Source organism: Pseudomonas sp. GV105 (assembly GCF_003058185.1).
GTDB lineage: Bacteria > Pseudomonadota > Gammaproteobacteria > Pseudomonadales > Pseudomonadaceae > Aquipseudomonas > Aquipseudomonas veronii.
In genome coordinates this window covers 214,195-239,558 of sequence record NZ_QBUF01000010.1, presented here as the reverse complement: position 1 = coordinate 239,558, position 25,364 = coordinate 214,195, and the positions used below count along the sequence as shown (strand labels likewise).

The window sequence follows — 25,364 nt, the reverse complement described above, 5'->3', positions numbered from 1 at the left end:
AGAACAGTTGCCGGAAAAAGCTCCGTTACAGCGTCTATTTACCGACCAAATGAGCGCCGAGAGGTCGTCGCGACGCCAGCGTCTCGATATACTCGGCCCTTGCAAGCGCCAGACCCGCAGTCTTGAGGGGCTGCTGTGCCAAAACGCCGTTGGGTGCCATCCAGCCGGTTTGGCAGAGTTTCCCTTTAGTACGCCTTACGAGAAACACAGCTCGCGTCGTGCGTTGGTGCTGAAATGTTTTTCTACAAGACGGCTATCCATTTGAAACACCCATGAAGCGTCACGGCTCAGAGGCACCCTCGGCATGATCGAACTCGAACAAGAAGATCCCATCCCACAAGGCGATCTCGCCCTGCAAATCACCGCGCTTCCGCGTGAAACCAACGGTTTCGGCGATATCTTCGGCGGCTGGCTGGTCTCGCAGATGGACCTGGCCGGTACGGCCATGGCCAGCAAGGTCGCAGGCGGGCGTGTCGCCACCGTGGCCATTGATCGCATGGCGTTCCTGGTGCCGGTGGCCGTGGGCGCGCAATTGTCCTTCTATACCCAGGCCCTGGAAATCGGCCGCAGCTCGATCCAGATGATGGTCGAAGTGTGGAGCGACGACCCGCTGTCCAGCGAATGGCGCAAGGTCACCGAGGCGGTGTTCGTGTTCGTCGCCATCGATGGCAGCGGCCGCACCCGTTCGGTACCGTCGCGAGCGCGTTAAACCTCGCCGGGTTTTGACGGTCAATTGCCCCATTGCCTGCTATTAAGAGTGCTTTTTTATGCCGACGCCCCGCGTTGAATCCGTGAAAATCGACGAGCTGGACTGCTGGCGCATCCGCCACAACGGCGCCGAGCTGATGGTGGCCCAACAGGGCGCGCACCTCTTCAGTTACCAACGCGCAGGCGAACAGCCGCTGATCTGGCCGAACAAGGCAGCCGTCTTCAAGGCTGGCAAAGGCATCCGCACCGGCGTACCGGTGTGCTGGCCGTGGTTCGGCGTGTTCGATCGCAACCCGCACAGCGTGCAGGCCATGCGCCAGAGCGACCAGCCCGCGGGCGCCCACGGTTTCGTGCGTACTGCACTCTGGGAATTGGCCGCCACCGAACTCGAAGGTGACACCCTGCGCGTCGACCTGGTGCTCCCCGTGCCCGCGGGCGGCTTCCCCGGCTGGCCGCATCAGGTCGACCTGAAGCTGAGCCTGCGCCTGGACGATCACCTGCACATCGGCCTGACCAGTCATAACCGTGGCACCGACACCGTGACCCTCAGCCAGGCGTTGCACACCTACTTCGCCGTGAGCGATGTGCGCAACGTGCAGGTCGAGGGCCTGGACGGGCTTGCGTATATCGATACCGCCGACGGCTGGGCCACCCGGCAACAGGCTGGGCCGCTGCACTTCGGCGCCGAGACCGACCGCATCTACCTCGACACCCCCGCGCAGTTGCACATCGTCGATAACGACTGGCAGCGGCGCGTCCGGCTCAGCAGCGAAGGCTCCCACTCGACCGTGATCTGGAACCCCTGGACCGAACGTGCCAAGGCCTTCGACGACATGGCCGACGACGGCTGGCAGGGCATGCTGTGCATCGAGACGGCGAACGTGCTGGATGATGTGGTGGCGTTGGCGCCGGGCGAAAGCCACACCTTGGGCGTGAGCATCACCAGTAGCGCTTTGTAAACCCAATCAAAATGTGGGAGGGGGTGTTGCTCCCTCCCACATTGGTCGGTGTTGTGGTTTAGAGATCCGACTCCTTCACCGCCCGCACCTTCCCCGCATCCAGCGCATACGCCGCATCGGCCAGGTCGTTATTGACCGTCTCCACCTTCAACGTGCCCGTGACCCACAGCGGCGTGTAGATATCATCCAGCTTCAACCCCTTGGGGTAACGCACCAGCACCAATTGGTTCGGCGGCGGTGGCGGCACGTGGATGCACGCGCCTGGGTACGGCACCAGGAAAAACAGGGTGCTGCGGCCCTTGGCGTCGGTTTCCAAGGGCACCGGGTAACCGCCGATGCGGATGTTCTTGCCGTTCATGGCGGCCACGGTCTTGGTGGAATACATCACCGCCGGCAACCCTTTGCTCTGCTTCAAGCCACCTTTGTCGGTAAAGGTGCCCTGGGCTTCGGGAGAGTTGTGGTCGATTTCCGGCATTTGTTCGAGGGCTTTCTGGTCCGACAGCGGCATCAGGTCGAGCCAGTCGGTTTCCGGCAGTTCGCCAGCATGAGCCAGGCCTGGGCCCAGCAGGAGAAACATCAAGAGGAGACGGCGCATGGAGGAGCTCGACAAGGTAAACAGTGCCGGCATTCTAGCCCTCTGCGCCTGCGCAGCGCAGAGGACTTTGTCGCTCGATTAGTTCTTTTTGATCAGGCCGTAGATCACCAGCAGCACAATGGCACCCACCAATGCGCCGATGAAACCCGCGCCCTGGCCTGCCTGGTAGATACCCAGTGCCTGACCGCCGTAGGTGGCGGCAAGGGAGCCGGCGATACCCAGCAGGATGGTCATGATCCAGCCCATGCTGTCGTCGCCGGGCTTGAGGAAACGCGCCAGCAGGCCGACGATCAGGCCGATAAAGATGGTTCCGATGATACCCATGGCATTTCCCTCTGATTGAATGTGAGTCATGAAAAAGCCTAGCCAGGCTTTATCATCCTGCAATCAGAGAGACGGCGGCCACCAATGGTTCCCGCCGCCCCCGGGATTATTGCTCGGCGATCAACGCTTCGACCTTGAGGATCTGCGCTTGCAGCGTCGCGCGGTCCTGGCAACGCAGGTTGGCGTGGCCGACCTTGCGCCCGGTCTTGAAAGCCTTGCCGTAGTGATGCAGGTGGCAGTCGTCGATGGCGATGACTTTTTCAACCGACGGTACCACGCCGATGAAGTTGAGCATGGCGCTCTCGCCCACCTTGGCTGTGGAGCCCAGCGGCAAGCCCGCCACCGCGCGCAGGTGGTTCTCGAACTGGCTGCACTCGGCGCCTTCGGTGGTCCAGTGCCCGGAGTTGTGCACACGCGGGGCGATTTCGTTGGCCTTCAGGCCACCGTCGACTTCAAAGAACTCGAACGCCATCACGCCGACATATTCCAGCTGCTTGAGCACACGGCTGGAATAGTCTTCGGCCAGGGCCTGCAACGGATGGTCGGTGCTGGCCACGGACAGTTTGAGAATGCCGTTGTCGTGGGTGTTGTGGACCAACGGGTAGAAGCGGGTCTCGCCATCGCGGGCACGCACGGCGATCAGCGAAACTTCGCCGGTGAACGGCACGAAGCCTTCCAACAGGCAGGCCACGCTGCCCAGTTCGGCGAAGGTGCCGACCACATCGGCGGCGGTGCGCAGGACTTTCTGGCCCTTGCCGTCGTAACCCAGGGTACGGGTTTTCAGCACGGCCGGCAGGCCGATGCTGGCGACGGCGGCGTCCAGGTCCGCCTGGGACTGGATATCGGCGAAGGCCGGGGTCGGAATGCCCAGGTCCTTGAACATGCTCTTCTCGAACCAGCGGTCACGGGCGATGCGCAAGGCTTCGGCGCTCGGGTAGACCGGCACGAACTGCGAGAGGAAGGCCACGGTTTCGGCCGGGACGCTTTCGAACTCGAAGGTCACCAGGTCGACTTCTTCGGCCAGTTGGCGCAGGTGGTCCGGGTCGCTGTAGTCAGCGCGCAGGTGTTCACCCAACGCGGCCGCACAGGCATCCGGCGCCGGGTCCAGGAAAGCGAAGTTCATCCCCAGCGGCGTTCCCGCCAGGGCCAGCATGCGACCCAGTTGGCCGCCACCGATTACACCGATTTTCATCGTCAACAACCTCAGGCGATACGTGGGTCTGGATTGTCCAGCACGCTGTCTGTCTGCTCAGCACGGAATTTTTTCAGCATCGCGTGGAACTGCGGGTGCTTGGCGCCCAGGATGCTGGCGGACAGCAAGGCGGCGTTGATTGCGCCGGCCTTGCCGATCGCCAGGGTCGCCACCGGGATACCGGCCGGCATCTGCACGATGGACAACAGCGAATCCACGCCCGAGAGCATCGACGACTGCACCGGCACGCCGAGTACCGGCAGGTGGGTCTTGGCCGCACACATGCCTGGCAGGTGCGCTGCACCGCCGGCACCGGCGATGATCACCTCGATGCCACGGGATTCTGCTTCATCGGCATACTGGAACAGCAAATCCGGGGTGCGGTGGGCAGAGACCACTTTCACTTCATACGGAATGCCGAGTTTTTCCAGCATATCGGCGGTGTGGCTAAGGGTGGACCAATCGGACTTGGAGCCCATGATCACGCCAACCAATGCACTCATCGTCGTGCCTCTTCTCTCTGGGCGCCCGCAGGCGCGTCAAAAAACAACAAGCCACGCGGGAAATCCGGCGTGGCTTGGTGTACGAAATTTGGCCGGTTGGACCGGCCGAAGGCCGCGCAGTATACCGTAATAACGCAGATAAACAGCCCCTGGAATGACCATCTGTCTAGCGGCGCAAACCGGCGGTTTTATTGACTTAAGAGTCAGCGAAAACCCCACAAAACCCCTTCCACAGTTAAGCGGTGCTGGACTCACGTATTCTGCGCGGCTCCACCTTCCAGCTTGCGCCACAACAACCGCACGTTTGCCTTACGCACCAAGGCACAGCGGTACAAACGAATCTCCAACGGCACATGCCACTGCGGACCGCCGCAGACCACCAGCTCACCCCGGGCCAACTCGGCACGCACGCTCAGTTGCGGCACCCAGGCGATGCCCAGGCCTTCCAGGGCCATGCTTTTGAGGCTGTCGGCCATCGCGGTTTCGTAAACCGTGGTGAAGCGCAGGGCACGTTGGCGCAACAGCAGGTTCACCGAACGCCCCAGAAATGCCCCGGCGCTGTAGGCCAGCAGCGGCACACTGCCTTCACCTTCCAGGTCGAACAGTGGCTTGCCCTCGGCATCGGCGGCGCACACCGGGAGCATTTCGGTATTGCCCAGGTGCAGTGACGGGAAGATCTCCGGGTCCATCTGCATTGCCGCGTCGGGGTCGTAGAACGCCAGCATCAAATCGCAGCCGCCTTCGCGCAGGGCATGCACGGCATCACCGACGTTGGTGGCGACCAGCCGGGTGGCAATGTTCAGGCCTTCGTTGCGCAACTGCGCGATCCAGCGCGGGAAGAAGCCCAGCGCCAGGGAGTGGGCCGCCGCCACTTGCATGACTTCGCCCTGCCCGCCTTCCAGATGGTGCAAATGGCGCAGTACTTCACCGAGCTGCTCGACCACCGTGCGCGCGGTCACCAGGAACAACTGCCCCGCGGCCGTCAATTCCACCGGCGTGCGCGAGCGGTTGACCAGGGTCAGGCCCAGCGCGGCTTCGAGGCTGCGGATACGTCGACTGAACGCCGGCTGGGTGACAAAGCGCCGCTCAGCAGCCTGGGAAAAGCTGCGCGTCGCCGCCAGGGCGCTGAAGTCTTCCAGCCATTTGCTCTCAAGGTTCATCAGTTCCTCCCACGGGTATGCACCATTTTGGCACACACGCCCGCCATGATAGCCGGGTCACACGCCTATTATGCCGTTTGTGCATAGGCCAGTGTTTAACAGCATTGGCCCAAAAACTTCCACAAGCCTAGCATTCACAGCGTTCCGGCCAGTTCCGGGTCCATATCGAGATGATTTCCGTCATGTCCTCCGCTGCATCATTCCGCACAGAAAAAGACCTGCTTGGCGTACTCGAAGTACCTGCTCAAGCGTATTACGGCATCCAGACCCTGCGAGCGGTGAATAACTTCCGCCTATCGGGCGTTCCGATTTCGCATTACCCGAAATTGGTGGTCGGCCTGGCAATGGTCAAGCAAGCCGCCGCTGACGCCAACCGCGAGTTGGGCCAGCTCAGCGAAGCCAAGCACGCTGCGATCAGCGAAGCCTGTGCCCGCCTGATCCGCGGCGACTTCCACGAAGAGTTCGTGGTGGACATGATTCAAGGCGGCGCTGGCACTTCAACCAACATGAATGCCAACGAAGTCATCGCCAACATCGCGTTGGAGGCCATGGGCCACAACAAGGGCGAGTACCAGTACCTGCACCCGAACAACGACGTGAACATGGCGCAGTCGACCAACGACGCCTACCCGACCGCGATCCGCCTGGGTCTGCTGTTGGGCCATGACGCGCTGCTGGCCAGCCTCGACAGCCTGATCCAGGCGTTCGCCGCTAAAGGTGTCGAGTTCAACCATGTACTGAAAATGGGCCGCACCCAGTTGCAAGACGCCGTGCCGATGACCCTCGGCCAGGAATTCCGCGCCTTTGCCACCACCCTCAACGAAGACCTGGCCCGCCTGAAAACCCTGGCGCCGGAGCTGTTGACCGAAGTGAACCTGGGCGGCACCGCCATCGGCACCGGCATCAACGCCGACCCGCGCTACCAGGCCCTGGCCGTACAACGCCTGGCCACCATCAGCGGCCAGCCACTGGTGCCGGCGGCGGACTTGATCGAAGCCACCTCCGACATGGGCGCCTTCGTATTGTTCTCCGGCATGCTCAAGCGTACCGCGGTGAAGCTGTCGAAGATCTGCAACGACCTGCGCCTGCTGTCCAGCGGCCCACGTACCGGCATCAACGAGATCAACCTGCCGGCCCGCCAGCCTGGCAGCTCGATCATGCCTGGCAAGGTCAACCCGGTGATCCCGGAAGCCGTCAACCAAGTGGCCTTCCAAGTGATCGGCAACGACCTGGCCCTGACCATGGCAGCCGAAGGCGGCCAACTGCAGTTGAACGTGATGGAACCGTTGATCGCCTTCAAGATCTTCGACTCGATCCGCCTGCTGCAACGGGCCATGGACATGCTGCGCGAGCACTGCATCGTCGGCATCACCGCCAACGAAGCCCGCTGCCGCGAGTTGGTGGAGCACTCCATCGGCCTGGTCACCGCGCTGAACCCGTACATCGGCTATGAAAACGCCACCCGCATCGCGCGTATCGCCCTCGAAAGCGGCCGCGGCGTGCTGGAACTGGTGCGCGAAGAAGGCTTGCTCGACGACGCCATGCTCGACGACATCCTGCGCCCCGAAAACATGATTGCTCCACGTTTGGTCCCGCTGAAGGCCTAAGCGTTTGTTGCACCGCTCACCAGGTTGAGGGACTAGACACCTCTCACCTTTTGAGGGCCTGAAGGCTCGTTCTTCAGGCCCTTTTTTTTGCCTCAAGGTTGTGAAATGACGCCCATAAAAATTCCAATATCGCCCCTGCCCGCCACGCCCTGGCTGAAACCTTTAATCAGCCCAGGCAGACGGATCACGTTCGCCTAGGTATAGTGCCGCCCCTCTTCGCGCCAGCGGCCATCGGTAACGAGGCCCGGACACACGCGAAAACGCATGAATAACAACACCCGCAAAAGGATCGGGTCGAACCGTCGCGCACTGCCTGGTGCCAAGTGACAGCGTCGAACCGTCCTGCGTTTGCCATTAGAAAAATCAGCGAGGAACACTCCATGCTCGAAGTCATCAACGACTTCCTCTCAGGGAAAGTACTGATCGTGCTCATTGTCGGGCTCGGCGGTTATTTCACGATCCGCTCGCGTTTCGTTCAGTTGCGTCACTTTTTCCACATGTTTTCGGTGTTTCGCGACAGCCTGAAAAACAGCTCCGACCAGCTCAGTTCGTTCCAGGCGCTGATGCTCAGCCTGGCCGGCCGCGTCGGTGCCGGTAACATCGCCGGTGTCGGCATTGCCGTGACCCTGGGCGGCCCCGGTGCCGTGTTCTGGATGTGGGTCACCGCGTTGGTGGGCATGTCCTCGAGCTTTATCGAGTGCTCCCTCGGCCAGTTGTACAAGCGCACCGACGCCGAAGGCACCTTCCGCGGCGGCCCGGCTTATTACATCCAGCACGGCCTGCACAAGCGCTGGCTGGGCATGGTGATGGCGTTCCTGCTGCTGGTGACTTTCGGTTTTGCCTTCAACGGCCTGCAAGCCCATGCCGTGACGCATTCGCTGAACAACGCCTTCGGCCTCGACACCACCTACACCGGCCTGGCCCTGGCGGCATTGCTGGGCCTGGTGTTCATCGGCGGGATCAAGCGGATCGCCTCGATCGCCGACCTGCTGGTGCCGGTCAAGACCCTGGTCTACATCGCCGTGACCCTCTACGTGATCGTGCTGCAATTCGACCACGTGCCGGCCATGCTCGCGACCATCGTCAAGAGCGCGTTCGGCCTCGACCAGGCCTTCGGCGGCCTGGTGGGCAGTGCGATCATCATGGGTGTGAAGCGCGGCGTATTCGCCAACGAAGCCGGTTTGGGCAGTGCGCCTAACGTGGCGGCGGTCGCGTCGGTGGAACATCCGATCGCCCAAGGCGTGGTGCAAGCGTTCAGCGTGTTCCTCGATACTTTCGTGATCTGCACCTGCACCGCCTTGCTGATCCTGCTCTCCGGTTTCTACACCCCGGGCTTTGAAGGCGACGGCATTGCCCTGACCCAGAACTCCCTGGCAGCCGTGGTCGGCGACTGGGGCCGGATGTTCATCTCGGTGGCCCTGGCGTTGTTCGTGTTCACCTCGATCATGTACAACTACTACCTCGGCGAGAGCAACCTGCGCTTCCTGGTCGGCAACAACCGCAAGGTGCTGATGGGCTACCGCGCGTTGGTGCTGGTGCTGATTTTCTGGGGTTCGATCGAGAACCTGAGCACCGTGTTCGCCTTCGCCGACATCACCATGACGATGCTCGCGTTCGTCAACCTGTTCGCCCTGGCGTTCCTGTTCAAGATCGCCATGCGTATCCTGAATGACTACGACAACCAGCGCGCGGCGGGGATCAAGACCCCGGTGTTCGACTCCAGCCAGTTCCCCGACCTGGACCTGGACCACAAGGCCTGGCCGGCCAACCCGGTGAAACCGGAGCCTGCCGCTAAAGCGCCTGCTGAATCGATCGCACTGTCGCAACGCTAAGCGCAGATGACACGCCGCCTGGCCTTGGGCATGCTCTGGGCTTGGCGGCGTTTTTCGTTCAGGAGATTTTCGATGCAAGCAGCTAACAACGTCATGGTGCTCTACACCGGCGGCACCATCGGCATGCAAGCCAGTGCCAACGGCCTTACCCCCGCATCCGGTTTCGAAGCCCGCATGCGCGAACAACTCGCCAGCCAGCCGGTGCCTACATGGCGCTTCCGGGAAATGTCGCCGCTGATCGACAGCGCCAACATGACCCCGGCCTACTGGCAGCGCCTGCGCACTGCCGTGGTCGAAGCCGTGGACGACGGTTGCGACGCGGTGCTGATCCTGCACGGCACCGACACCTTGGCCTACAGCGCGGCCGCCATGAGCTTCCAGCTGCTGGGCCTGCCGGCGCCGGTGCTGTTCACCGGTTCCATGCTCCCGGCCGGCGTACCCGACAGCGATGCCTGGGAAAACGTCAGCGGTGCGCTGCTGGCCCTGGGCCAAGGCCTGGCGCCGGGTGTGCAGTTGTACTTCCACGGCACGCTGATGGCGCCGACACGCTGCGCGAAAGTCCGCAGCTTCGGGCGTCACCCGTTCGCCGCGTTGCAACGCCAGGGCGGCGTGGCCCGCGCCGCGTCGATTCCTGCAGCGCTGGACTACCGTCAGCCCAAGGCCCTGGCCAATGTCGGCGTGCTGCCGTTGGTGCCGGGTATCGGCGCGCCCCAACTGGACGGTTTGATCGGCAGCGGCCTGCAGGCGCTGATCCTGGAATGCTTCGGCAGCGGCACCGGGCCCAGCGACGACCCCGAGTTCCTCGCCAGCCTCCAGCGCGCGCAGGCACAAGGCGTGGTCGTGGTCGCGATCACCCAATGCCATGAGGGCGGCGTGGAACTGGACGTGTACGAAGCCGGCAGCCGTTTGCGTGCAGTGGGCGTGCTGTCCGGTGGTGGCATGACCCGTGAAGCGGCGTTCGGCAAACTCAACGCGCTGCTCGGCGCCGGGCTCGACACCCAGACCATCCGGCGCCTGGTGGAACTCGATCTGTGCGGTGAACTGGCCTGAATCGTACAGCCGAACCCGCGTAAAAACCCTCGGCCAACTATATAGTTAGCCTCCTCCCTGCCTTGCCGCTTTCTAGCATGCCGAAGCTGTTCTTCCGGCAGCGTCCATGAAATGGCAAGGCAGGAACCCATGAGCCAACAAACCTCCACCCTTCGTTACACCCCCTCCGATACGCTGGTCACCCAACTCTGCGTCGGCCCCGCCTTCCGGGAAGCCGCCAGCACGCTGTTACGCCGCTCGTTGCAAGAACTCTACCCGGACCTGGGCATCGACCCGGACATCGCCATGGTCGGCACGCCGACATGGGGCATTGTCGACGATGAAATCGTCGCCGGCCCCACCGCGCACCAAACCCTCACCGACATCCTCACCAATCAGGCCATCTCAGGTGAACCCGCGCTCTACATCGAAGGCGCGCACTACCTTATCCAGCCAAAAAACCAGCAACCCACCGCGCACCTGCCGGTACGCATCACGCAGATCGCCACCCTGATCAACCTGCTGGCGCCAGTGATGCTCACCGCCTACCAGGAACAACAAGTGGCGTTCTGGAACTCCAGCAACGGCACCTCCGGCCCCCATTGGCAAGCCTTGTCCAGCACGCTGCGCTCGGTGTGGAACGTGACCCGCGTCGACGGCTGGGACGAGCAGGACTGCGCCATGGCCCGCACGCTGTACGCCGCGCCGGAACTGACACGCCGCCAGAGCGACGATGCGTTCGCCTGCCGCGCCTACCTGGTGGACGTCGATCAGGTCGATGGCGCAACCGTCACCCACCTGGGCCTGCTGTCGATTGCCGTGCTGATCGGCAACCACGACGGCGAGACGCTTATCCTCACGTACTCCCTGTTCAACGGCTACGAGAAATTCGCCACGCTGGAGCAGCTGGGCCAGAGCTTGCCCGGCTACGTAGGTCGCCATGCACCCACTGACATCCAATGGCGACTGTTCGAACCCACCGGGCATTTTTTCGATCACCAGGCTTGCACGCTGATTGCCCAACAGCTTGCGTTCATCGGGCAGCTCGACACTCAGCAACTGCGGCGCACCGCCCCCAGCGAATCCTCACTCAACCTGCCACCGGCCACCCAAGAGCTGGTCGGCGAAAAGCAACCTGACCTCAAACCCTACCTCGACGCACTCCCGTCCTGGCTGACGTCCGCCTCCACCACCGACCTGAGTCTCTACGCACGCTACCTGAAAGACCTCGCCGCGCTGCACAGCCTCAACGCGGGCAAGTCCTACGACGATGACATCCCGCACATCCAGACCTACGCGCTCGACAGACTGCGCGCCGAAATGCTCAAGGACCACACCGACGCGGCGAACCTGCGCCTGGAGAACATCGAGATTCAGGTACGCAGCCCGATTGTGTGGGGCAGTTTCACCCTGCCGGGCAAGGTCGACACCACCACCTTCAGCCTGGCTGACCTGGCCCTGCAAAACCTGATCGGCCTGCCCCTCGGCGACAAAAGCGTGCGCTTGCGCAACAGCAGCACCGTGCCGGCGTGGCTGACCGTGGCATACATCGAAACGCTGATCCGCAAGGTGGACGTCGGCCAACACTACCCGGCCCTGGCCAAAAGCAAGTTGCTCGACAACCCGCTCGAATCCAGCCGCCGACGCGCCCTGTACAGCAGCCATTTGCGCATCCAACTGCCGCTGCAAGCCTTGCAATACAAGATGAGCCGACACGCCGGGATCGACGAACTGGGGTATCGCTACGTCGCTGCCGTGCTGGCGCCAGAGGCAGCGGACCGTCAGGTCGACGGGCAAACCATCGTTCTTCGTCCCCTGGCCTTCCTGCCGAAAAACCGCAGCGCCGACACGCAAGACGTGGTGAGCAACATGTTTGTGATTGGCCCCCAGGACACGAACGCCGGGCCCTGCCTGTTGTATCGCCCGATGGCGGAATTACAACTGCTGCAATATCCGTCACCGGCCGACCTGCTGTATGCGATCCGCCAATCACGCCACCTGCGCGACTCGGTCCTGGCCTGGCTGCCGGACAACGTGCGCGACGACTACGCACGCTACGCATTCCCCGGCGAACTGCCGTCGCCCTGGGCAGTCGTGACGCTGCTGGTGGACCCGGTCAAACTCGTGATGATGAGCGGGCCCATGGACCTGGGCATGCAAGCGCTCAGCGGCGAGCTGCCCGACGAACTGTTCAAGGCCAATGCCAACGCGCTGATCACGCTGGCCGACCGTCAGTCGGCGTCGAATGCCGAAAGTCGCTGGGCCTCGCTCAAGCAGGCGGGCTGGCTGATATTCAACGCAGCCCTGCCGTTCCTGGGCCGCACCGTGAACACCGCCGCCTGGATCTGGCAGATCCTGGATCAGGTGCAAGCGGTCGTCGACGCGCAACAGCAAAAGGACAAACCGGCCGAATGGTCCGCCCTGGCCGGGCTGTTGCTCAACCTGGGCATGGTGTTGACCCTGCACATCGCCAGCCGCGACGCGCCGCCAGCCCCCGCCTTGAGCAAGGACGAGCCGGCGCCGAAACCTGCCGCCCGGCCCGAGGTGATCGCCAAGCCCGTGACAGTCAAACAATTGGCCAACCTTTCGGCAGTTGAGCTGCCAGGCAATCACCCGCATGCACTGCACACCCTGGCCGCGATCAACCGCAGCCCCAGCGACCTGGGCAGCCTGCTGGACAGTTTCAAGGTCGAAAAGCCGAAGGTGCGCAACAAAGCCTCATCGCGCATCGGCCCCCATCGCCACCTCTACCCGCTGCTCGATAAATGGTACGCACAGGTCGGCGAACGCTGGTTCGAAGTGACGGTGGATGAGAATGACGAAGTGCAGATCACCGATCCCCAACAACCCGCGCGCAACGGTCCCTTTCTGATCGGCAATCTCAAGGGCGAGTGGTTCATCGACACCCGGCTGCGCCTGCGTGGCGGCGGTTCAAGAAGCCGGGAGCGCAAAGCCCGGGCGCAAGCCGAACGTCAGGCCAGCCAACTGCGCAGGCAGATCACCGCCTTCGAGCAACAGAAAAAGACTGCCCAGGACACCCTGGAAAAGACTTATCAGGCACTGGTTGACGCGCCGCCCACCTCGGCCGAGGCCGCGCAAAGGGCTTACCTCGATCAACTGGAGGCCCAACGCACAGACTACGAGACCGCCCTGAAAAACCTGAAAGAATTGAATGTACTTGCCCCAACGCCGGACTACCTGCACAGCGCCGTGGGGTATCTCAAGGCTCAGTTGAGCCTGAGCTGGGCCGGGCTCAACGAAGTGCTCAAAGCCTTTACACCCAAACTCCGTACAATCCTCGACCACATCGCGAAGCAGGCCGCCGACGCACGCGTGCGCAACATCCCCGACGCACTGCAAATGAACGCAATACTGCACGGCATGATCGAACGCCTGGACTACTTCGAAACGCGGTTCAACGAACTGCGTGACCTGCCCGGCGAAGGCCTGCGCCTGATCAAGAACACCAAAAGCCTGCTGCCTGCCTACAGCAGCGGCGACCTCAAGGCGTTGCAAGTCACCTTGGCCCGCAACCTGTGCCTGCGCGAAACCACCACCCTCAGCGCACCACTGGCATGGGCCGCCATCGACCATATTGTCGACGCCTGCGACATCGCCATCCAGGCCCTGCGCGACACCCTGTGCGAGCGCAGTGACAAGCGCATCGACGAACAGATCGAAACCCTGAGCAGCCTGATCGAACAGTTCACGGTGCTGGGCGAGCGCCTGCAGGACTTTCCCACGGAATTCCCCAGCGTCTCCCTGACGGAACCGTTGACCCGCCTGCGCGAGCAACTCGGCGAGTACACCAAACACGCCAGCACCCATCTTGCGCAAATGGCCGACCGACGCACCGCGCTGAGAGCCACCCCCAGCCCGCCGCCCGTCCCGCCACACCCGCAGAAAAAATTCATCCGCACCCGTTACCACGGCATGGTCGTCGGTGAGCCGCAATTGTCCGCCACAGGCCTGGACACCGGGCTGGTGGATGTTCGCTCGCCCCTGTCCAACACCGTGGTGGCCACGTTTCACGAGAAACCGGACGGCTTTTGGGTGCAACGGGCCAGGAGCGAACAAACGGTGAACACGCCCATCGACCTGCAAACCAGCGTGGACGCCGGCCAGAACCTGCTCGACGGCCTACCGGACTTCAAACAACGGATCGCCGGCCTGGCCAGCCAAGCCCAACGCACGCCCATCGGCATCGAATACTTGTACCATCAACACGCCCAGCGTCTGGAGCAAGCCACGCGCAGTATCGAGCAAGCCCTGAGCCAGAAGAACCTCGCGCAAGGCGACGTGGCCCTGGCCAGCACCGTCCAAAAGACCCTCAGCGACGCCACCACAGTCCTCTATCAACAATCCGTAGACAATGTGCTGAGGATGACCCAACAGCACCCACCGACACCCTCCGGCGTGCAATGGTTGAAGGCCCGCAACGCGATAAGCATCAAAAAAACCATCAGCCGCCGACGCATCAAATCCGCCCGGCCGGATTACCTGGACGAATACACCATCACCGACCGCAGCACCCATAAGGTGCTGTGGTATGCACACTTCCACTACTCGACCGACTGGACCACGCCCAGGGCGTTTATCAGCGCGCGCCTCAAGACACCGCAGGAACACAGCCTGGGCGCGGCAGCCGACACCACCAAAGGCCTGAGCAGCGCACAACGCGTGGCATTCCACCGCAGCGAGATCAACGAGAGTCAGGCCAGTACGCTGTTTTTCAACCTCGCCTGACACACGGCCGACGGCACACAACTTGCTCTTTCACCGTACCTGACACGTTGGAGCCGTCGATGCTGCACGCTCATCTCACCACCCTCAACGCGGTGTCGCTGGTGCTCGACACCTTCAAGGCCCAAGGGCTGCCCAGCGAGGCCTTGCTCGCGGGCAGCGGCATCTGCGCGGCGGACTTGAGCCGCGCCGACACGCGCATTACCACCAATCAGGAAATGCGCGTATGCGCCAATGCCGTGGCCTTGCGCCGGGATGTCGGCCTGGCGCTGGGCCGCCAGATGCATGTATCGGCCTACGGCATGCTCGGTTACGCGCTGCTGACGAGTGCCACCTTCGGTGACGCTTTGCGCCTGGCGCTGCGCTATCCGGCGCTGCTGGGAACACTTTTCAAGCTGAGCCTGGAGGCGGACGGCGAGCGCATCTGGTTTACCGCCGCGGACTATCGCGAAACCCCGGCCATGCAGATGTTCAACGTCGAACTGTGCCTGGCCTCGCTGAAGGTGATCTGCGACGACCTGCTCGGCCAGCCGCTGGCGCTGCTTGGCGCACGCTTTGAATACAGCGCGCCGGATTATCGCGCGCGCTACAGCGAGTGTTTCGCCTGCCCGCTGCAGTTCGACGCCGGCACCAACGCCTTCGCCTTCGACAAGCGCTGGCTGGACCAGCCCCTGCCCCTGGCCGACGCCGTGACCCACCAGGCCATGGCCGAGCGGTGCCGCAAACAGAACCTGGAGTTCACCGGCCGCCAGGCGTGGCTGGGCAGAATCCGCCAGTTGCTCACCAGCCAACTCGGCGCCGCGCCGGGGATCGAAGGCCTGGCCGCACAGATGAACTGCTCGCCGCGCACCCTGCGCCGCCACTTGCACGACCTGGGGTGCAGTTATCAGGAACTGCTCGACGAACTGCGCTTCGAGCGCGCCAAGCAATGGCTGGCGGCGGATGAACTGCCGATCTACCGCATCGCCGAGCAACTGGGTTTCAGCGAAACCGCCAGCTTCCGGCATGCCTTTGTGCGCTGGAGCGGCGTGGCGCCGAGCCAATTTCGTGCATGACGCCCCATTGATGGGCGAATTGCGGACACACAATTTGGCCCGATTTATCCCCTTTTGGCCGCTCCTGCCGTTCTCATAAAGCGCCCCGCCCGCAAGACTGCAGGCACCGATACCGCCTGCGGAGAACAACAAAATGCTGACGATCTACTCGGACGATCACCACCTGCACCACGGCCGCTGTGAACTGATGGACGGGCAACTGATGCCCTGCTTCGAAATGCCCTCGCGCGCCGACCACGTACTGCAACGGGTCAAAGCCCGTGGGCTGGGCCCGGTCCTTGCCCCGCAGGACTTTGGCCTCGCGCCGCTGCAACGTGTCCACAGCCGCGACTACCTGGACTTCTTCAAAGGTGCCTGGCAACGCTGGACCGCATTCGGCGAGGACGGCGACCTGTTGCCCTACACCTGGCCCGCGCGCACCTTGCGCCGCGTGCTGCCCACCAGCCTGCACGGCCAGCTCGGTTACTACAGCTTCGACGGCGGCGCACCGATTACCGCCGGCACCTGGCAAGCGGCCTACAGCTCCGCCCAGGTCGCGTTGACCGCACAGCAAGCGATCCAGCGCGGCGCCCACTGTGCGTTCGCGCTGTGTCGCCCGCCGGGGCACCACGCCGCCAGCGACTTGATGGGCGGTTATTGCTACCTCAACAACGCCGCCATCGCCGCCCAGGCGTTTCTCGACCAGGGCCATCGCAAGGTGGCGATCCTCGACGTGGACTACCACCACGGCAATGGCACTCAATCGATCTTCTACGCACGCAACGACGTGCTCTTTACCTCGATCCATGGGCATCCGGAGGCGGAGTTCCCGTTTTTCCTGGGCTACGCCGATGAGCAGGGAGAAGGCGCCGGGGAAGGCTTCAACTTCAACTACCCGTTGCCGGCCGGTTCCGGGTGGGCGCGCTGGAGCGCGGCGCTTGACGAGGCGTGCAGGGAAATCGAGCGCTATGACGCCGACATTATCGTCGTGTCGCTGGGTGTGGACACGTTCAAGGACGACCCGATCTCGCAGTTCAAGCTCGACAGCCCGGACTACCTGGCCATGGGCGCACGCATCGCGCGCCTGGGCAAACCCACGCTGTTTGTGATGGAAGGCGGCTACGCCGTGGCAGAAATCGGCATCAACGCCGTCAACGTTCTAGAAGGTTTTGAGGGGTCCATCCAATGAACATGCTCAAGTCGCTCGTCCTCTGCGCCGCCGTTCTCGGTGGCGCGGCCCATGCCGAAGAGAAAACCCTGCGGGTCTACAACTGGTTCGACTACATCACGCCCAAGGCGCTGGAAGACTTCAAGGCGCAGAACCCCGACGTCAAACTGGTGTACGACATCTTCGACACCAACGAAGCCCTGGAAGCCAAGCTGCTCACCGGCAACTCCGGGTATGACGTGGTGGTGCCGTCCAACGTGTTCCTCGCCAAGCAGATCGAAGCCGGAGTATTCCAGCCCCTGGACCGCAGCCGACTGCCGAACTGGAACCACCTCGATCCCAAGCTGATGAAGCTGCTCGAGGCCAACGACCCCGGCAATAAGTTCGCCGTGCCCTACATGTACGGCACCATCCTGATCGGCTTCAACCCCGACAAGGTCAAGGCCGCGCTGGGTGCCGATGCGCCGGTGGACAGTTGGGACCTGATCTTCAAGGAAGAAAACATCAGCAAGCTCAAGCAGTGTGGCGTCGCGCTGCTCGATTCGCCGTCCGAGATCCTGCCGCTGGCCCTGCAGCACCTGGGCCTGGACCCCAACAGCAGCAACCCCAAGGACTATGAAAAAGCCGAAGCGCTGCTGATGAAAGTCCGCCCGTACATCACCTACTTCCACTCCTCCAAGTACATGGCCGATATCGCCAACGGTGACATCTGCGTGGCCGTCGGTTATTCCGGCAGCTTCTCCCAGGCCGCCAACCGCGCCAAGGAAGCCAAGAACGGCGTGATCGTGGACATGCGCCTGCCCAAGGAAGGCGCGCCGATCTGGTTCGACATGCTCGCCCTGCCCAAAGGCGCGAAAAACCCGCAGGACGCCTACACCTTCATCAACTACCTGCTGCAACCGCAGGTGATCGCGCCGATCAGCGACTTCGTCGGTTACCCCAACCCGAACAAAGACGCGACGGAACTGGTTGACCCAGCGATCCGCCACAACCCCAACCTATACCCCACCGAGGCGGCGATGGCCACGCTGTATACCCTCAAACCCCTGGGCCGCGACGCCGAGCGCGCCCGGACGCGGGCGTGGACCAAGATCAAGTCGGGGACATAGAGGCCGCCCGCTATCTAACTACCACCTCCGGACGGGCACGCGCCCTAACGTGGTCGAGGTCCTGGGTTGCCGTCGGCAACCCGCCTCACCTCGCCCGTCAGGAGCCCGCCCTTGCCCTCATCGCCTCCCAGTGCCAACGACCTGTTGACTCAACTGACCACCGGCCCCTCCTTGCGCGAAGTCGCGGCCGTCACCCTGCGCTCGAGCTTGCGCGAGCTGTACCCGGATCTCGACATCGACCCCGATCTGACCCTTCTGGTGACACCGCACTGGCAGATCACCGCCGAGGCGATCCTGCCCGGAGCCCCGCGATTTCAAACACTGACCGGCGCGTTGTGCCGCAGTGCAACATCCGGCGCACCTGTCACCTGGCTCGACAGCGAGCACTACCTGATCTATCAATCCGCCACCGGGCCGAACGTGCATCTGCCGGTCAAGGTGGACTCCGTCGGCCGCCTGATCAATGAGCTGGCACCGTTGCTGTGCGTCGCGTACCAAGAACAGCAACTCGCGTTCTGGAATGCCAGCAACCACCCGAACGGCCCACGCTGGCGCACCTTTGCCAACGCCTTGCGCGCGATCTGGAATGTCGACAGCGTGGAGGGTTGGGACGAGGATGAATGCAACGTTGCCAGGGCGGTTTTTCACACGCCGGATTACGCCCAGCGCTTGCCCCAGGACAAATACGCGACCAAGGCTTATCTGATCGACGTCGACCTGGAATACGCCACACAGGTCAAACACCTCAACCTGTCGGCATTGGCGGTACTGGTCGGGCGCCTCGGCGAGCGCGACATCATCCTCAGCTATTCGATCGCCGACGGTTACGCCGCCTTCAAGAGCCTGCAAGCGCTTGGCGACGCCCTGAGCATTCAAGTGGCCACTCCACAGGCGACCAAGCTCCACTGGCGACTCTTCCAACCCTCAGGGGACTTTTTCGAGCAGCAGGCCTGTGCGTTTATTTCCCTGCAGATTCAGGCAATCGGCGCAATCGCGTTCAACAGCGGTGAGCTGATCCCGACCATGGCGCACGACAAGCCAGGCAGCGAAATCGCCCCCCGCGCCCCGCTGAATCAAGACAGAATCGGCTGGGTACATCGCGCCTTGCCCGACTGGATACTCACCGCGTCCTCGTCGGATCAGGCCACCTACGGGCGCTACATGATGGACCTCGCGGCCCTGCACCTGCGGCACGCGGGTAAAGCCTTTGATGACGGGATCAAGCACATCGGCGATTTTGCCCTGGATGCGATCCACACCCTGATGGTCAAGGACCACCCCGACGTGGCCCGCACGACGCTGGACAGCGTGCGGATCAGCGTCACCAGCGTGCAAGCCTGGGGCACCCTGATCGTGCCGGGAAACACCCAGACCCAAACCTTTACCCTCGCCGAGTTGGCCCTGGAAAACCTGATAGCCCTGCCCTTGGGCAACAAAACCGTCGGTTATGAAAACGGCAGCGCGGTGCCCGCCTGGATGACGGCGGCCTACCTGGAGCACTTGATTACCCAGGCGAACGTCGGCATGCACTACCCGGCCCTGGTCAAACGCACGCTGCTTGACGACGCTGCCGAGTCCCTGCGAAGGCAACGTCTCTACACCGCTCAATTACGCCTGCAACTGCCGCTATTGGCGTTGCAGTACAAAGTACGAGGTGTCCACGACCTGAGCGAACAGGGCTATCGCTATGTCTGCGCGGCGATGCATCCAGACAGCGCAGCCCGTGTGGTCGACGGCGCGGCGGTGGTCATCCGCCGCTTGTCCCTGCTCCCCAAACGCCGTCTGGGCTCGGCCGTCGACGTCGTCGGCAACATGTTCGTCATTGGCCCTCAAGACCCGAAAAAAGGTCCTTGCCTGCTCTATCGCCCGCTGTCCAACCAACCGTTGATGCAGTTCCCGTCACCGACCAACCTGCTGTACGCGATCAAACAAGACACGCCATTGCGCCAATCGGTCCTGGCTTGGCTGCCCGATAAGGTGCGAACGGCTTACGCGCAATTTGTGTTTCCCGGCAGCCTGCCCTCGCCGTGGGTATTTACCAGTGTGCTGAACGACCCGCTGAATGCACTGGTGATGACCGGCCCCGTCGAACTGGGGCGGGAAGTGCTGCCAAACGACGACTTCGCCACACTGTTCCGAGCCAACGCCGACGCGCTGGTCACCCTGGCCGACCGCCAATCGGTGTCCAATGCCGAGGCGCGCTGGGAGAGTTTCAAGCACGCCGGGTGGCTGATGTTCAATACCGTGCTGCCGTTCATGGGCCGCGCCGCGGGCGCCGCGACCTGGATCTGGCAATTGATGGATGACCTGCAACAAATGGTCGACACCAATGAGGTCGGTGACCGTTCCGCCGGGCTCTCGGCGCTGGTGGATATCTTGCTGACGCTCGGCATGGTGTTAACGACGCATGTCGCCACGGCGCATCGGCCCGAGTCGTCCATCGGGAAGCCCGCCAAGCCGCGCGCATTGCCGCCGCCGGAGGTCAAGGTAGAGGTCGTCCAAAAGCCGGATATCGCGACGGCAGAGCTGCCCGTCGACCACGAACACACCCTGCACATCAGTGGTGCCCTGAACCGCAGCGCGCAGAACCTGGGCACGTTTCTCGACAGCTTTGCGCAGGCCAAGCCCGATCAATTGGGTACGCAACAGACCGTGGAAGGCCCTCATCAGCATCTCTATGCCAAAGCCTCACACTGGTACGCCCCGGTGGGTACACGATGGTTTGAAGTGACGGTCGACGAAAACGACACCGTGTTGATCATCGATCCGCGCCAACCAGGCCGGCGCGGCCCGCCGCTGATCGCCAATCGCCTGGGGCAATGGTTCGTCGACACGCGCTTGCGCCTACGCGCAGGCGGCCTGCGCAGCCGGCGCAAAAAAGGCGAAGCCCTCAGGCCGCCGAAAATCACCGATTTACGCCGGCAACTGGCAACCTTCGACAGCGAGCAAGCCCAGCGCCAGCACGGTCTTGAAGCCTTGCAAGGCGCCATCGACCGCACGGCGGGTGACGCCAAAGCCGCGGCCAGAACCACCTTTCTCGAACAGGTGGATACGCGTCTCAAAGAAATCGACGTACCGATTTCCCAGCTCAAATCCCTGAATATTCTCGACACGGTGCCCAACTATCAGGACGCCATGGTCGGCTACCTGGAACATCAGCTGTTTCTGGCGCGCTCCGCCATCAGCGAACAACAGATCCCGTTTCGCGAACGACTGGAAGCCATACAGGGCCACCTCGACATCGAGGGCGTTGAAGAAGAAGCCTTGCCCACCGTTCACTACCGCAACATGTATACCGCGACACACGCCATGGCGGAGCGCCTGGGCTACCTTCAGGCACGCTTCAAGGAGGCTCGTGCCCTGGGTGCGCGCGGGGTCAGGCTGATCCAGCAGCATGAGCCGCACCTGCCCGCTTATGCCCTTGATGATCTCAAGGCGTTCAAGATTACCCTGGGCCACTTCCTGTGCGTGGCCGAAGGCGCATCGGCCACACGCGCCGACGCCAGGGAAGCCTTGCGCCGTATCGTCGATGTGGCGGAGCTGGCGGTCCAAAGTTTCAGAGAGGCCGCACAACCGCGCAACATGGTGCCGCCGGAGCAGTTGATCGAAACCCTGGACAGCCTGATGGATCAGTTTTCCAGGGTTGACCAGAACCTGGTGGATCTGCCGGCCGAGTTTCCCAATGACCTCAACAAGCCCGACCTGGAAAACCTGCGCAAGCAAGTGGACGAGTTCGCTCGGCTCGCAGAGAAACAACTGACAACCCTGCTTCGCGAACGCAGAGCCATGGAGCCCACCGCGGGCCCGTCGCGCACCGTCCCCAGGGCGAAGAAAAAATACATCAAGACGCGCTTCAAGGGGATGGTGGTCGGCGAAGAGCGTGAAAGCCCCGACGAAGACGGCAAGACGCTGGTCGACGTAAAGGAACCCCTGACCGGCAAAGTGATTGCAACCTTCCATGAGAAGGAGCCGGGGGTTTGGGTCGAACGCGAGCTGACGCCCAAGCCCGCTTCCCGCAGCCAGGCGCGTAACCTGGCAAACAGCATCAGCGACGGTCAGGCGCTGGTCGATGGGGTCGAAGCCTTTATCGCCAACAAGGAAGCCTGGGCGAAGGAAACCCGGCAACTGCCGGTGGAAATCGAAGAGCGCTTCCACCAGCACGCCAAAAAACTGCAACGGGCCAACCAGGATATCGAAGAGGCGTTGACCTCCAGCAACCAGACCGAAAGCGCCTCGCCGTCAGCTGCGTTGACTAACCGCCGCCTTGATGAGGCGATCACCCAGCTTTACCGGGAAGGCAAACGGATCAAGCTCGAGGTGCTCAAGCGCCGACCACCGGAGGCGGCGCACGTCGAATTGCTGTTGCGCGAGGGCGCCGTCACGGTAGACCCGCCTGTCGGCGCCCGCACCCGACTCAGGGGGCGCGACAAGGGTTTCCTGCAGGAGTATGCGGTGGTGGACGTCAACACGAACCGTCCGTTGTGGTACGCACACTTTCACTACCCCACCCTCACCGGGCCGGAAGAAGCCTACACCGCCGCCCACCTGAAAAACCGCCAACAGCGCCTGATGGGCGGCCGGTTCGAACCCTTGAGCGACATCGCCGTGTACCGCAGTGAAATCGGTCTGCATCTGGCCCGCTCGCTGTTCCTGAAAGCCAAGCCTCAGCCCTCAGCCTGACCGGTCCAGGCCTGGCGCAACCGCGCGAGCGCCTGACGGATCGCCGCCTCGGGCACTGCGGCAAAGCCCAGCACCAGGCCGGCGCGTTGATCGTCCGGGGGCCCGGCCTGCGCCAGCCAATAGCTGCTCAGGCCATTGACCTCCACGCCCACTGCGCGGGCCTGCGCCACCAGTTGTTGTTCGCGGGCAAGGCTGTCCACCCGCACAGTGAGGTGCAGGCCCGCCGCACTGTTCGGCAGGCTGCCGACCCCCGGCAGCTCGTCCGGCCAGCCGTTCAACAGGACGTTGCGTCGACTGAGCGCAGCGCGACGCATGCGCCGGATATGCCGCTGAAAGTGCCCCGCCGCCATGAACTCCGCCATCACCGCCTGGGTGCTGACCTCCGAGTGCCGCACGTCCACGGCGCGGCGCTGGGCGAATGCGTCGACCAGCGTCGGCGGCAACACCAGGTAACCCAGGCGCAGCGCCGGGAACGCGACCTTGCCGAACGTCCCCACATACAACACCCGCCCGCTGCGATCCAGGGCCGCCAGCGGGGCCAGCGGCGCGCCGCTGTAACGGTACTCGCCGTCGTAGTCATCCTCGACGACCCAGCCACCGCTGCGTTCGGCCCAGGCCAGCAACTCCAGGCGCCGGGCCAGGCTCATGACCACTCCCAATGGGTACTGATGGGACGGCGTGACATAGGCCAGGCGGCAGTTGTCGAGGCCGTTCAACACGCTGCAGTCGATCCCCTCGCTGTCCACCGCCACACCTTGCAACTGCGCACCGGCCAGGGCGAAGGCATGACCGGCGGCGCGGTAGCCGGGATTTTCAATCGCCACGCCATCACCTGGGCTCACCAGCAACTGTGCACAAAGGCTGATTGCCTGCTGCGCGCCACTGGTGATCACAATTTGCTCAGCCGTACACTGCATGCCCCGCGAGCTGCGCAGGTAGGCGGCGATCAGGCTGCGCAAGCGCTCGTCCCCGGCCGGGTTGCCATAGCACAGTAGCTTGAGGTCCGGCTTGCGCCAAAAAGCCGCATTCAGCTTGGCCCAGACGTCAAAAGGGAACAGGTCGAAGGCCGGAACCCCCACCCGAAATGCCCGTGGAGGCCCCGTGGGCGGCAAGGGCAAATGGTTGTTTTCGAGGCGCTCCAGCGCCGCGCTGTGGATAACTTTTTCGCTCGAAATATCGGCGTTTTTCAGCTCGATTGTGGATAAGGCTGGGGATAAGCCTGTTGAAAACCCTGTGGACAGTTTTGTGGATAGTTTTTTTGAACTGGGCAGTTGGGCGACATACGTCCCGTCGCCGACCCGGCTTTGCGTAAAGCCCTCGGCATACAGCTGATCGTAGGCACGCACCACGCTGTTGCGCGAAATCGACAACGCCGCCGCCAGGTCGCGCGTGGCGGGCAAACGCGTGCCGCCGGCCAGTCGCCCGTCCAGCACGCGTTGGCGCAAGGCTTCGTACAGCTGGCGGGTCAGCCCCTGACGACGATCCAGCTCGATTCCCGCAGGGTTGAACGACAACGGCGGCGCAAGGGACGACATTGGGCAGGCTCCGGAATTGGACCCATGAAATGGGTCATAGATGGCTCTTACAACGAACCATTAGCCTGCCTAGGATGCAGGCATTCGCCAAGGAATACTTTTATGTACACACCACGCGCCTTTGCCCTCGACGATTTGCCCGAACTGCAGCAACTGATCCAGCACACGCGTCTGGCGCAGGTGGTGACCGTGGGTGAACACGGCCTGCTAGCCAGCCACCTGCCACTGCTGCTCAACCCCAACGAAGGCCCGAACGGTACGCTCTACGGCCACATGGCCAAGGCCAACCCGCAGTGGCACGACCTGCAGAACGGCGGCGAAGCGCTGGTGATCTTTGCCGGGGCCGACGCCTATGTCAGCCCGGCGTTTTACCCGAGCAAGGCCGAGCACGGCAAAGTGGTGCCCACCTGGAACTACCTGGCCGTGCATGCCTACGGCACGGCCGACGTGTTTACCGACGCCGAGCGCCTGCGCGGCGTGGTCAGCGCCCTCACCGACCGCCACGAAGGCCGCCGCGCCCAGCCCTGGAAGGTCAGCGACGCCCCGGCCGACTACATTGAAGGCATGCTCAAGGCCATCGTCGGTTTCGCCTTGCCCATCGAACGTCTGATCGGCAAACGCAAACTCAGCCAGAACCGCAGTGCCGCCGACATCCAGGGCGTGCGCGAGGGGCTGGCCACCAGCCTCGACGTGCGCGACCAGACCCTCGCCCGTTTCATTCCCCAAGGAGCCCCAGAATGAGCCCGATCGACATCCGCCCCGTCACCGCCGCAGACCACGCCGCCTGGCTGGCGCTGTGGCACGCGTACTTGCAGTTCTACAACACCGAACTGCCAGACGCCGTCAGCCAGAGCACCTGGCAACGCCTGATCGACGCCCATGAGCCGACCCACTCCGCGCTCGCCTGGCAGGACGGCAAAGCGGTAGGCATGGTCAACTTCATCTACCATCGCTCCAACTGGAGCATTGAAAACTCCTGCTACCTGCAAGACCTGCTGGTGGCGCCGGCCCAGCGCGGCGGCGGCGTGGGCCGCAAATTGATCGAACACGTCTATGCCACGGCCAAAGCCGACGGCTGCTGCGAGGTCCATTGGCTGACCCACGAGACCAATGCCACCGCGATCCAACTGTACGAACGCATCGCCGAACGCCCTGGTTTCATCCAATTTTGCAAAGGTCTTTAAGG

The 25,364-nt window shown here is 63.0% G+C and carries 18 protein-coding genes; 12 read left to right on the top strand and 6 right to left on the bottom strand.

Going from position 1 to position 25,364, the window contains the following annotated elements:
* Positions 1-304: 304 nt before the first annotated feature.
* Together C8K66_RS20855 and C8K66_RS20850 are read left to right on the top strand one after the other, a co-directional pair.
* Positions 305-709 (top strand): acyl-CoA thioesterase, encoded by a 405-nt coding sequence (locus C8K66_RS20855; RefSeq protein WP_010566936.1) that lies wholly within the window; start codon positions 305-307, stop codon positions 707-709.
* A 58-nt stretch (positions 710-767) separates the two neighbouring features.
* Positions 768-1,667 (top strand): D-hexose-6-phosphate mutarotase, encoded by a 900-nt coding sequence (locus C8K66_RS20850; RefSeq protein ID WP_108525825.1) that lies wholly within the window; start codon positions 768-770, stop codon positions 1,665-1,667.
* Positions 1,668-1,725: 58 nt separating this feature from the next.
* Here the strand turns inward: C8K66_RS20850 and C8K66_RS20845 are convergent, their stop codons facing one another.
* From C8K66_RS20845 to C8K66_RS20825, 5 genes are all read right to left on the bottom strand, one after another.
* Positions 1,726-2,262: a DUF3299 domain-containing protein gene (locus tag C8K66_RS20845; protein ID WP_046381617.1), complete on the bottom strand. Its 537-nt coding sequence runs from the start codon at positions 2,260-2,262 to the stop codon at positions 1,726-1,728.
* A gap of 78 nt (positions 2,263-2,340) precedes the next feature.
* The gene (locus tag C8K66_RS20840) at positions 2,341-2,586 is read right to left on the bottom strand and encodes a GlsB/YeaQ/YmgE family stress response membrane protein (RefSeq protein ID WP_046381616.1); all 246 of its coding nucleotides are present in this window, start codon (positions 2,584-2,586) and stop codon (positions 2,341-2,343) included.
* Between the two features lie 106 nt (positions 2,587-2,692).
* Positions 2,693-3,778 (bottom strand): 5-(carboxyamino)imidazole ribonucleotide synthase, encoded by a 1,086-nt coding sequence (locus tag C8K66_RS20835; protein ID WP_108525823.1) that lies wholly within the window; start codon positions 3,776-3,778, stop codon positions 2,693-2,695.
* Between the two features lie 11 nt (positions 3,779-3,789).
* Positions 3,790-4,281: a 5-(carboxyamino)imidazole ribonucleotide mutase gene (purE, locus tag C8K66_RS20830; protein WP_017850010.1), complete on the bottom strand. Its 492-nt coding sequence runs from the start codon at positions 4,279-4,281 to the stop codon at positions 3,790-3,792.
* Positions 4,282-4,532: 251 nt separating this feature from the next.
* On the bottom strand, positions 4,533-5,441 hold the full coding sequence (locus C8K66_RS20825) for a LysR substrate-binding domain-containing protein (RefSeq protein ID WP_017850011.1): 909 nt from the start codon (positions 5,439-5,441) through the stop codon (positions 4,533-4,535).
* A gap of 182 nt (positions 5,442-5,623) precedes the next feature.
* On the opposite strand from C8K66_RS20825, the gene aspA reads away from it, so the two are divergent.
* From aspA to C8K66_RS20785, 8 genes are all read left to right on the top strand, one after another.
* Positions 5,624-7,048, top strand: a complete 1,425-nt coding sequence (gene aspA, locus C8K66_RS20820; RefSeq protein WP_017850012.1) for an aspartate ammonia-lyase — start codon at positions 5,624-5,626, stop codon at positions 7,046-7,048.
* A gap of 380 nt (positions 7,049-7,428) precedes the next feature.
* Positions 7,429-8,880 carry a sodium:alanine symporter family protein gene (locus C8K66_RS20815; RefSeq protein WP_046381614.1) on the top strand — a complete coding sequence of 484 codons (1,452 nt, stop codon included), beginning with the start codon at positions 7,429-7,431 and terminating at the stop codon, positions 8,878-8,880.
* Positions 8,881-8,952: 72 nt separating this feature from the next.
* Positions 8,953-9,930 (top strand): asparaginase, encoded by a 978-nt coding sequence (locus C8K66_RS20810; protein ID WP_108525821.1) that lies wholly within the window; start codon positions 8,953-8,955, stop codon positions 9,928-9,930.
* A gap of 129 nt (positions 9,931-10,059) precedes the next feature.
* The gene (locus tag C8K66_RS20805; protein ID WP_108525819.1) at positions 10,060-14,655 is read left to right on the top strand and encodes a hypothetical protein; all 4,596 of its coding nucleotides are present in this window, start codon (positions 10,060-10,062) and stop codon (positions 14,653-14,655) included.
* A gap of 59 nt (positions 14,656-14,714) precedes the next feature.
* Positions 14,715-15,707, top strand: a complete 993-nt coding sequence (locus C8K66_RS20800; protein ID WP_017850016.1) for an AraC family transcriptional regulator — start codon at positions 14,715-14,717, stop codon at positions 15,705-15,707.
* A gap of 133 nt (positions 15,708-15,840) precedes the next feature.
* Complete coding sequence (locus tag C8K66_RS20795) at positions 15,841-16,875, top strand: histone deacetylase family protein (RefSeq protein ID WP_108525817.1); 1,035 nt, start codon at positions 15,841-15,843, stop codon at positions 16,873-16,875.
* Complete coding sequence (locus C8K66_RS20790; RefSeq protein ID WP_017850018.1) at positions 16,872-17,963, top strand: polyamine ABC transporter substrate-binding protein; 1,092 nt, start codon at positions 16,872-16,874, stop codon at positions 17,961-17,963. Before C8K66_RS20795 ends, C8K66_RS20790 begins: the two co-directional genes overlap by 4 nt.
* A gap of 111 nt (positions 17,964-18,074) precedes the next feature.
* Positions 18,075-22,643 carry a dermonecrotic toxin domain-containing protein gene (locus tag C8K66_RS20785; protein WP_108525815.1) on the top strand — a complete coding sequence of 1,523 codons (4,569 nt, stop codon included), beginning with the start codon at positions 18,075-18,077 and terminating at the stop codon, positions 22,641-22,643.
* Here the strand turns inward: C8K66_RS20785 and C8K66_RS20780 are convergent.
* Positions 22,628-24,178, bottom strand: a complete 1,551-nt coding sequence (locus C8K66_RS20780; RefSeq protein ID WP_108525813.1) for a PLP-dependent aminotransferase family protein — start codon at positions 24,176-24,178, stop codon at positions 22,628-22,630. The two genes, C8K66_RS20785 and C8K66_RS20780, sit on opposite strands and share 16 nt — an antisense overlap.
* A 102-nt stretch (positions 24,179-24,280) precedes the next feature.
* Here C8K66_RS20780 and C8K66_RS20775 point away from each other — a divergent pair, with 102 nt between their 5' ends.
* Positions 24,281-24,919 (top strand): FMN-binding negative transcriptional regulator, encoded by a 639-nt coding sequence (locus C8K66_RS20775; RefSeq protein ID WP_108525811.1) that lies wholly within the window; start codon positions 24,281-24,283, stop codon positions 24,917-24,919.
* Positions 24,916-25,362 carry a GNAT family N-acetyltransferase gene (locus C8K66_RS20770; RefSeq protein WP_108525809.1) on the top strand — a complete coding sequence of 149 codons (447 nt, stop codon included), beginning with the start codon at positions 24,916-24,918 and terminating at the stop codon, positions 25,360-25,362. The genes C8K66_RS20775 and C8K66_RS20770 overlap by 4 nt, the downstream gene beginning before the upstream one ends.
* Positions 25,363-25,364: the final 2 nt, after the last annotated feature.

Coding starts and splice junctions, on each gene's coding strand:
- C8K66_RS20855 (WP_010566936.1), top strand. CDS start 305: ATGATCGAACTCGAACAAGAAGATCCCATCCCACAAGGCGATCTCGCC.
- C8K66_RS20850 (WP_108525825.1), top strand. CDS start 768: ATGCCGACGCCCCGCGTTGAATCCGTGAAAATCGACGAGCTGGACTGC.
- C8K66_RS20845 (WP_046381617.1), bottom strand. CDS start 2,262: ATGCGCCGTCTCCTCTTGATGTTTCTCCTGCTGGGCCCAGGCCTGGCT.
- C8K66_RS20840 (WP_046381616.1), bottom strand. CDS start 2,586: ATGGGTATCATCGGAACCATCTTTATCGGCCTGATCGTCGGCCTGCTG.
- C8K66_RS20835 (WP_108525823.1), bottom strand. CDS start 3,778: ATGAAAATCGGTGTAATCGGTGGCGGCCAACTGGGTCGCATGCTGGCC.
- purE (WP_017850010.1), bottom strand. CDS start 4,281: ATGAGTGCATTGGTTGGCGTGATCATGGGCTCCAAGTCCGATTGGTCC.
- C8K66_RS20825 (WP_017850011.1), bottom strand. CDS start 5,441: ATGAACCTTGAGAGCAAATGGCTGGAAGACTTCAGCGCCCTGGCGGCG.
- aspA (WP_017850012.1), top strand. CDS start 5,624: ATGTCCTCCGCTGCATCATTCCGCACAGAAAAAGACCTGCTTGGCGTA.
- C8K66_RS20815 (WP_046381614.1), top strand. CDS start 7,429: ATGCTCGAAGTCATCAACGACTTCCTCTCAGGGAAAGTACTGATCGTG.
- C8K66_RS20810 (WP_108525821.1), top strand. CDS start 8,953: ATGCAAGCAGCTAACAACGTCATGGTGCTCTACACCGGCGGCACCATC.
- C8K66_RS20805 (WP_108525819.1), top strand. CDS start 10,060: ATGAGCCAACAAACCTCCACCCTTCGTTACACCCCCTCCGATACGCTG.
- C8K66_RS20800 (WP_017850016.1), top strand. CDS start 14,715: ATGCTGCACGCTCATCTCACCACCCTCAACGCGGTGTCGCTGGTGCTC.
- C8K66_RS20795 (WP_108525817.1), top strand. CDS start 15,841: ATGCTGACGATCTACTCGGACGATCACCACCTGCACCACGGCCGCTGT.
- C8K66_RS20790 (WP_017850018.1), top strand. CDS start 16,872: ATGAACATGCTCAAGTCGCTCGTCCTCTGCGCCGCCGTTCTCGGTGGC.
- C8K66_RS20780 (WP_108525813.1), bottom strand. CDS start 24,178: ATGTCGTCCCTTGCGCCGCCGTTGTCGTTCAACCCTGCGGGAATCGAG.
- C8K66_RS20775 (WP_108525811.1), top strand. CDS start 24,281: ATGTACACACCACGCGCCTTTGCCCTCGACGATTTGCCCGAACTGCAG.
- C8K66_RS20770 (WP_108525809.1), top strand. CDS start 24,916: ATGAGCCCGATCGACATCCGCCCCGTCACCGCCGCAGACCACGCCGCC.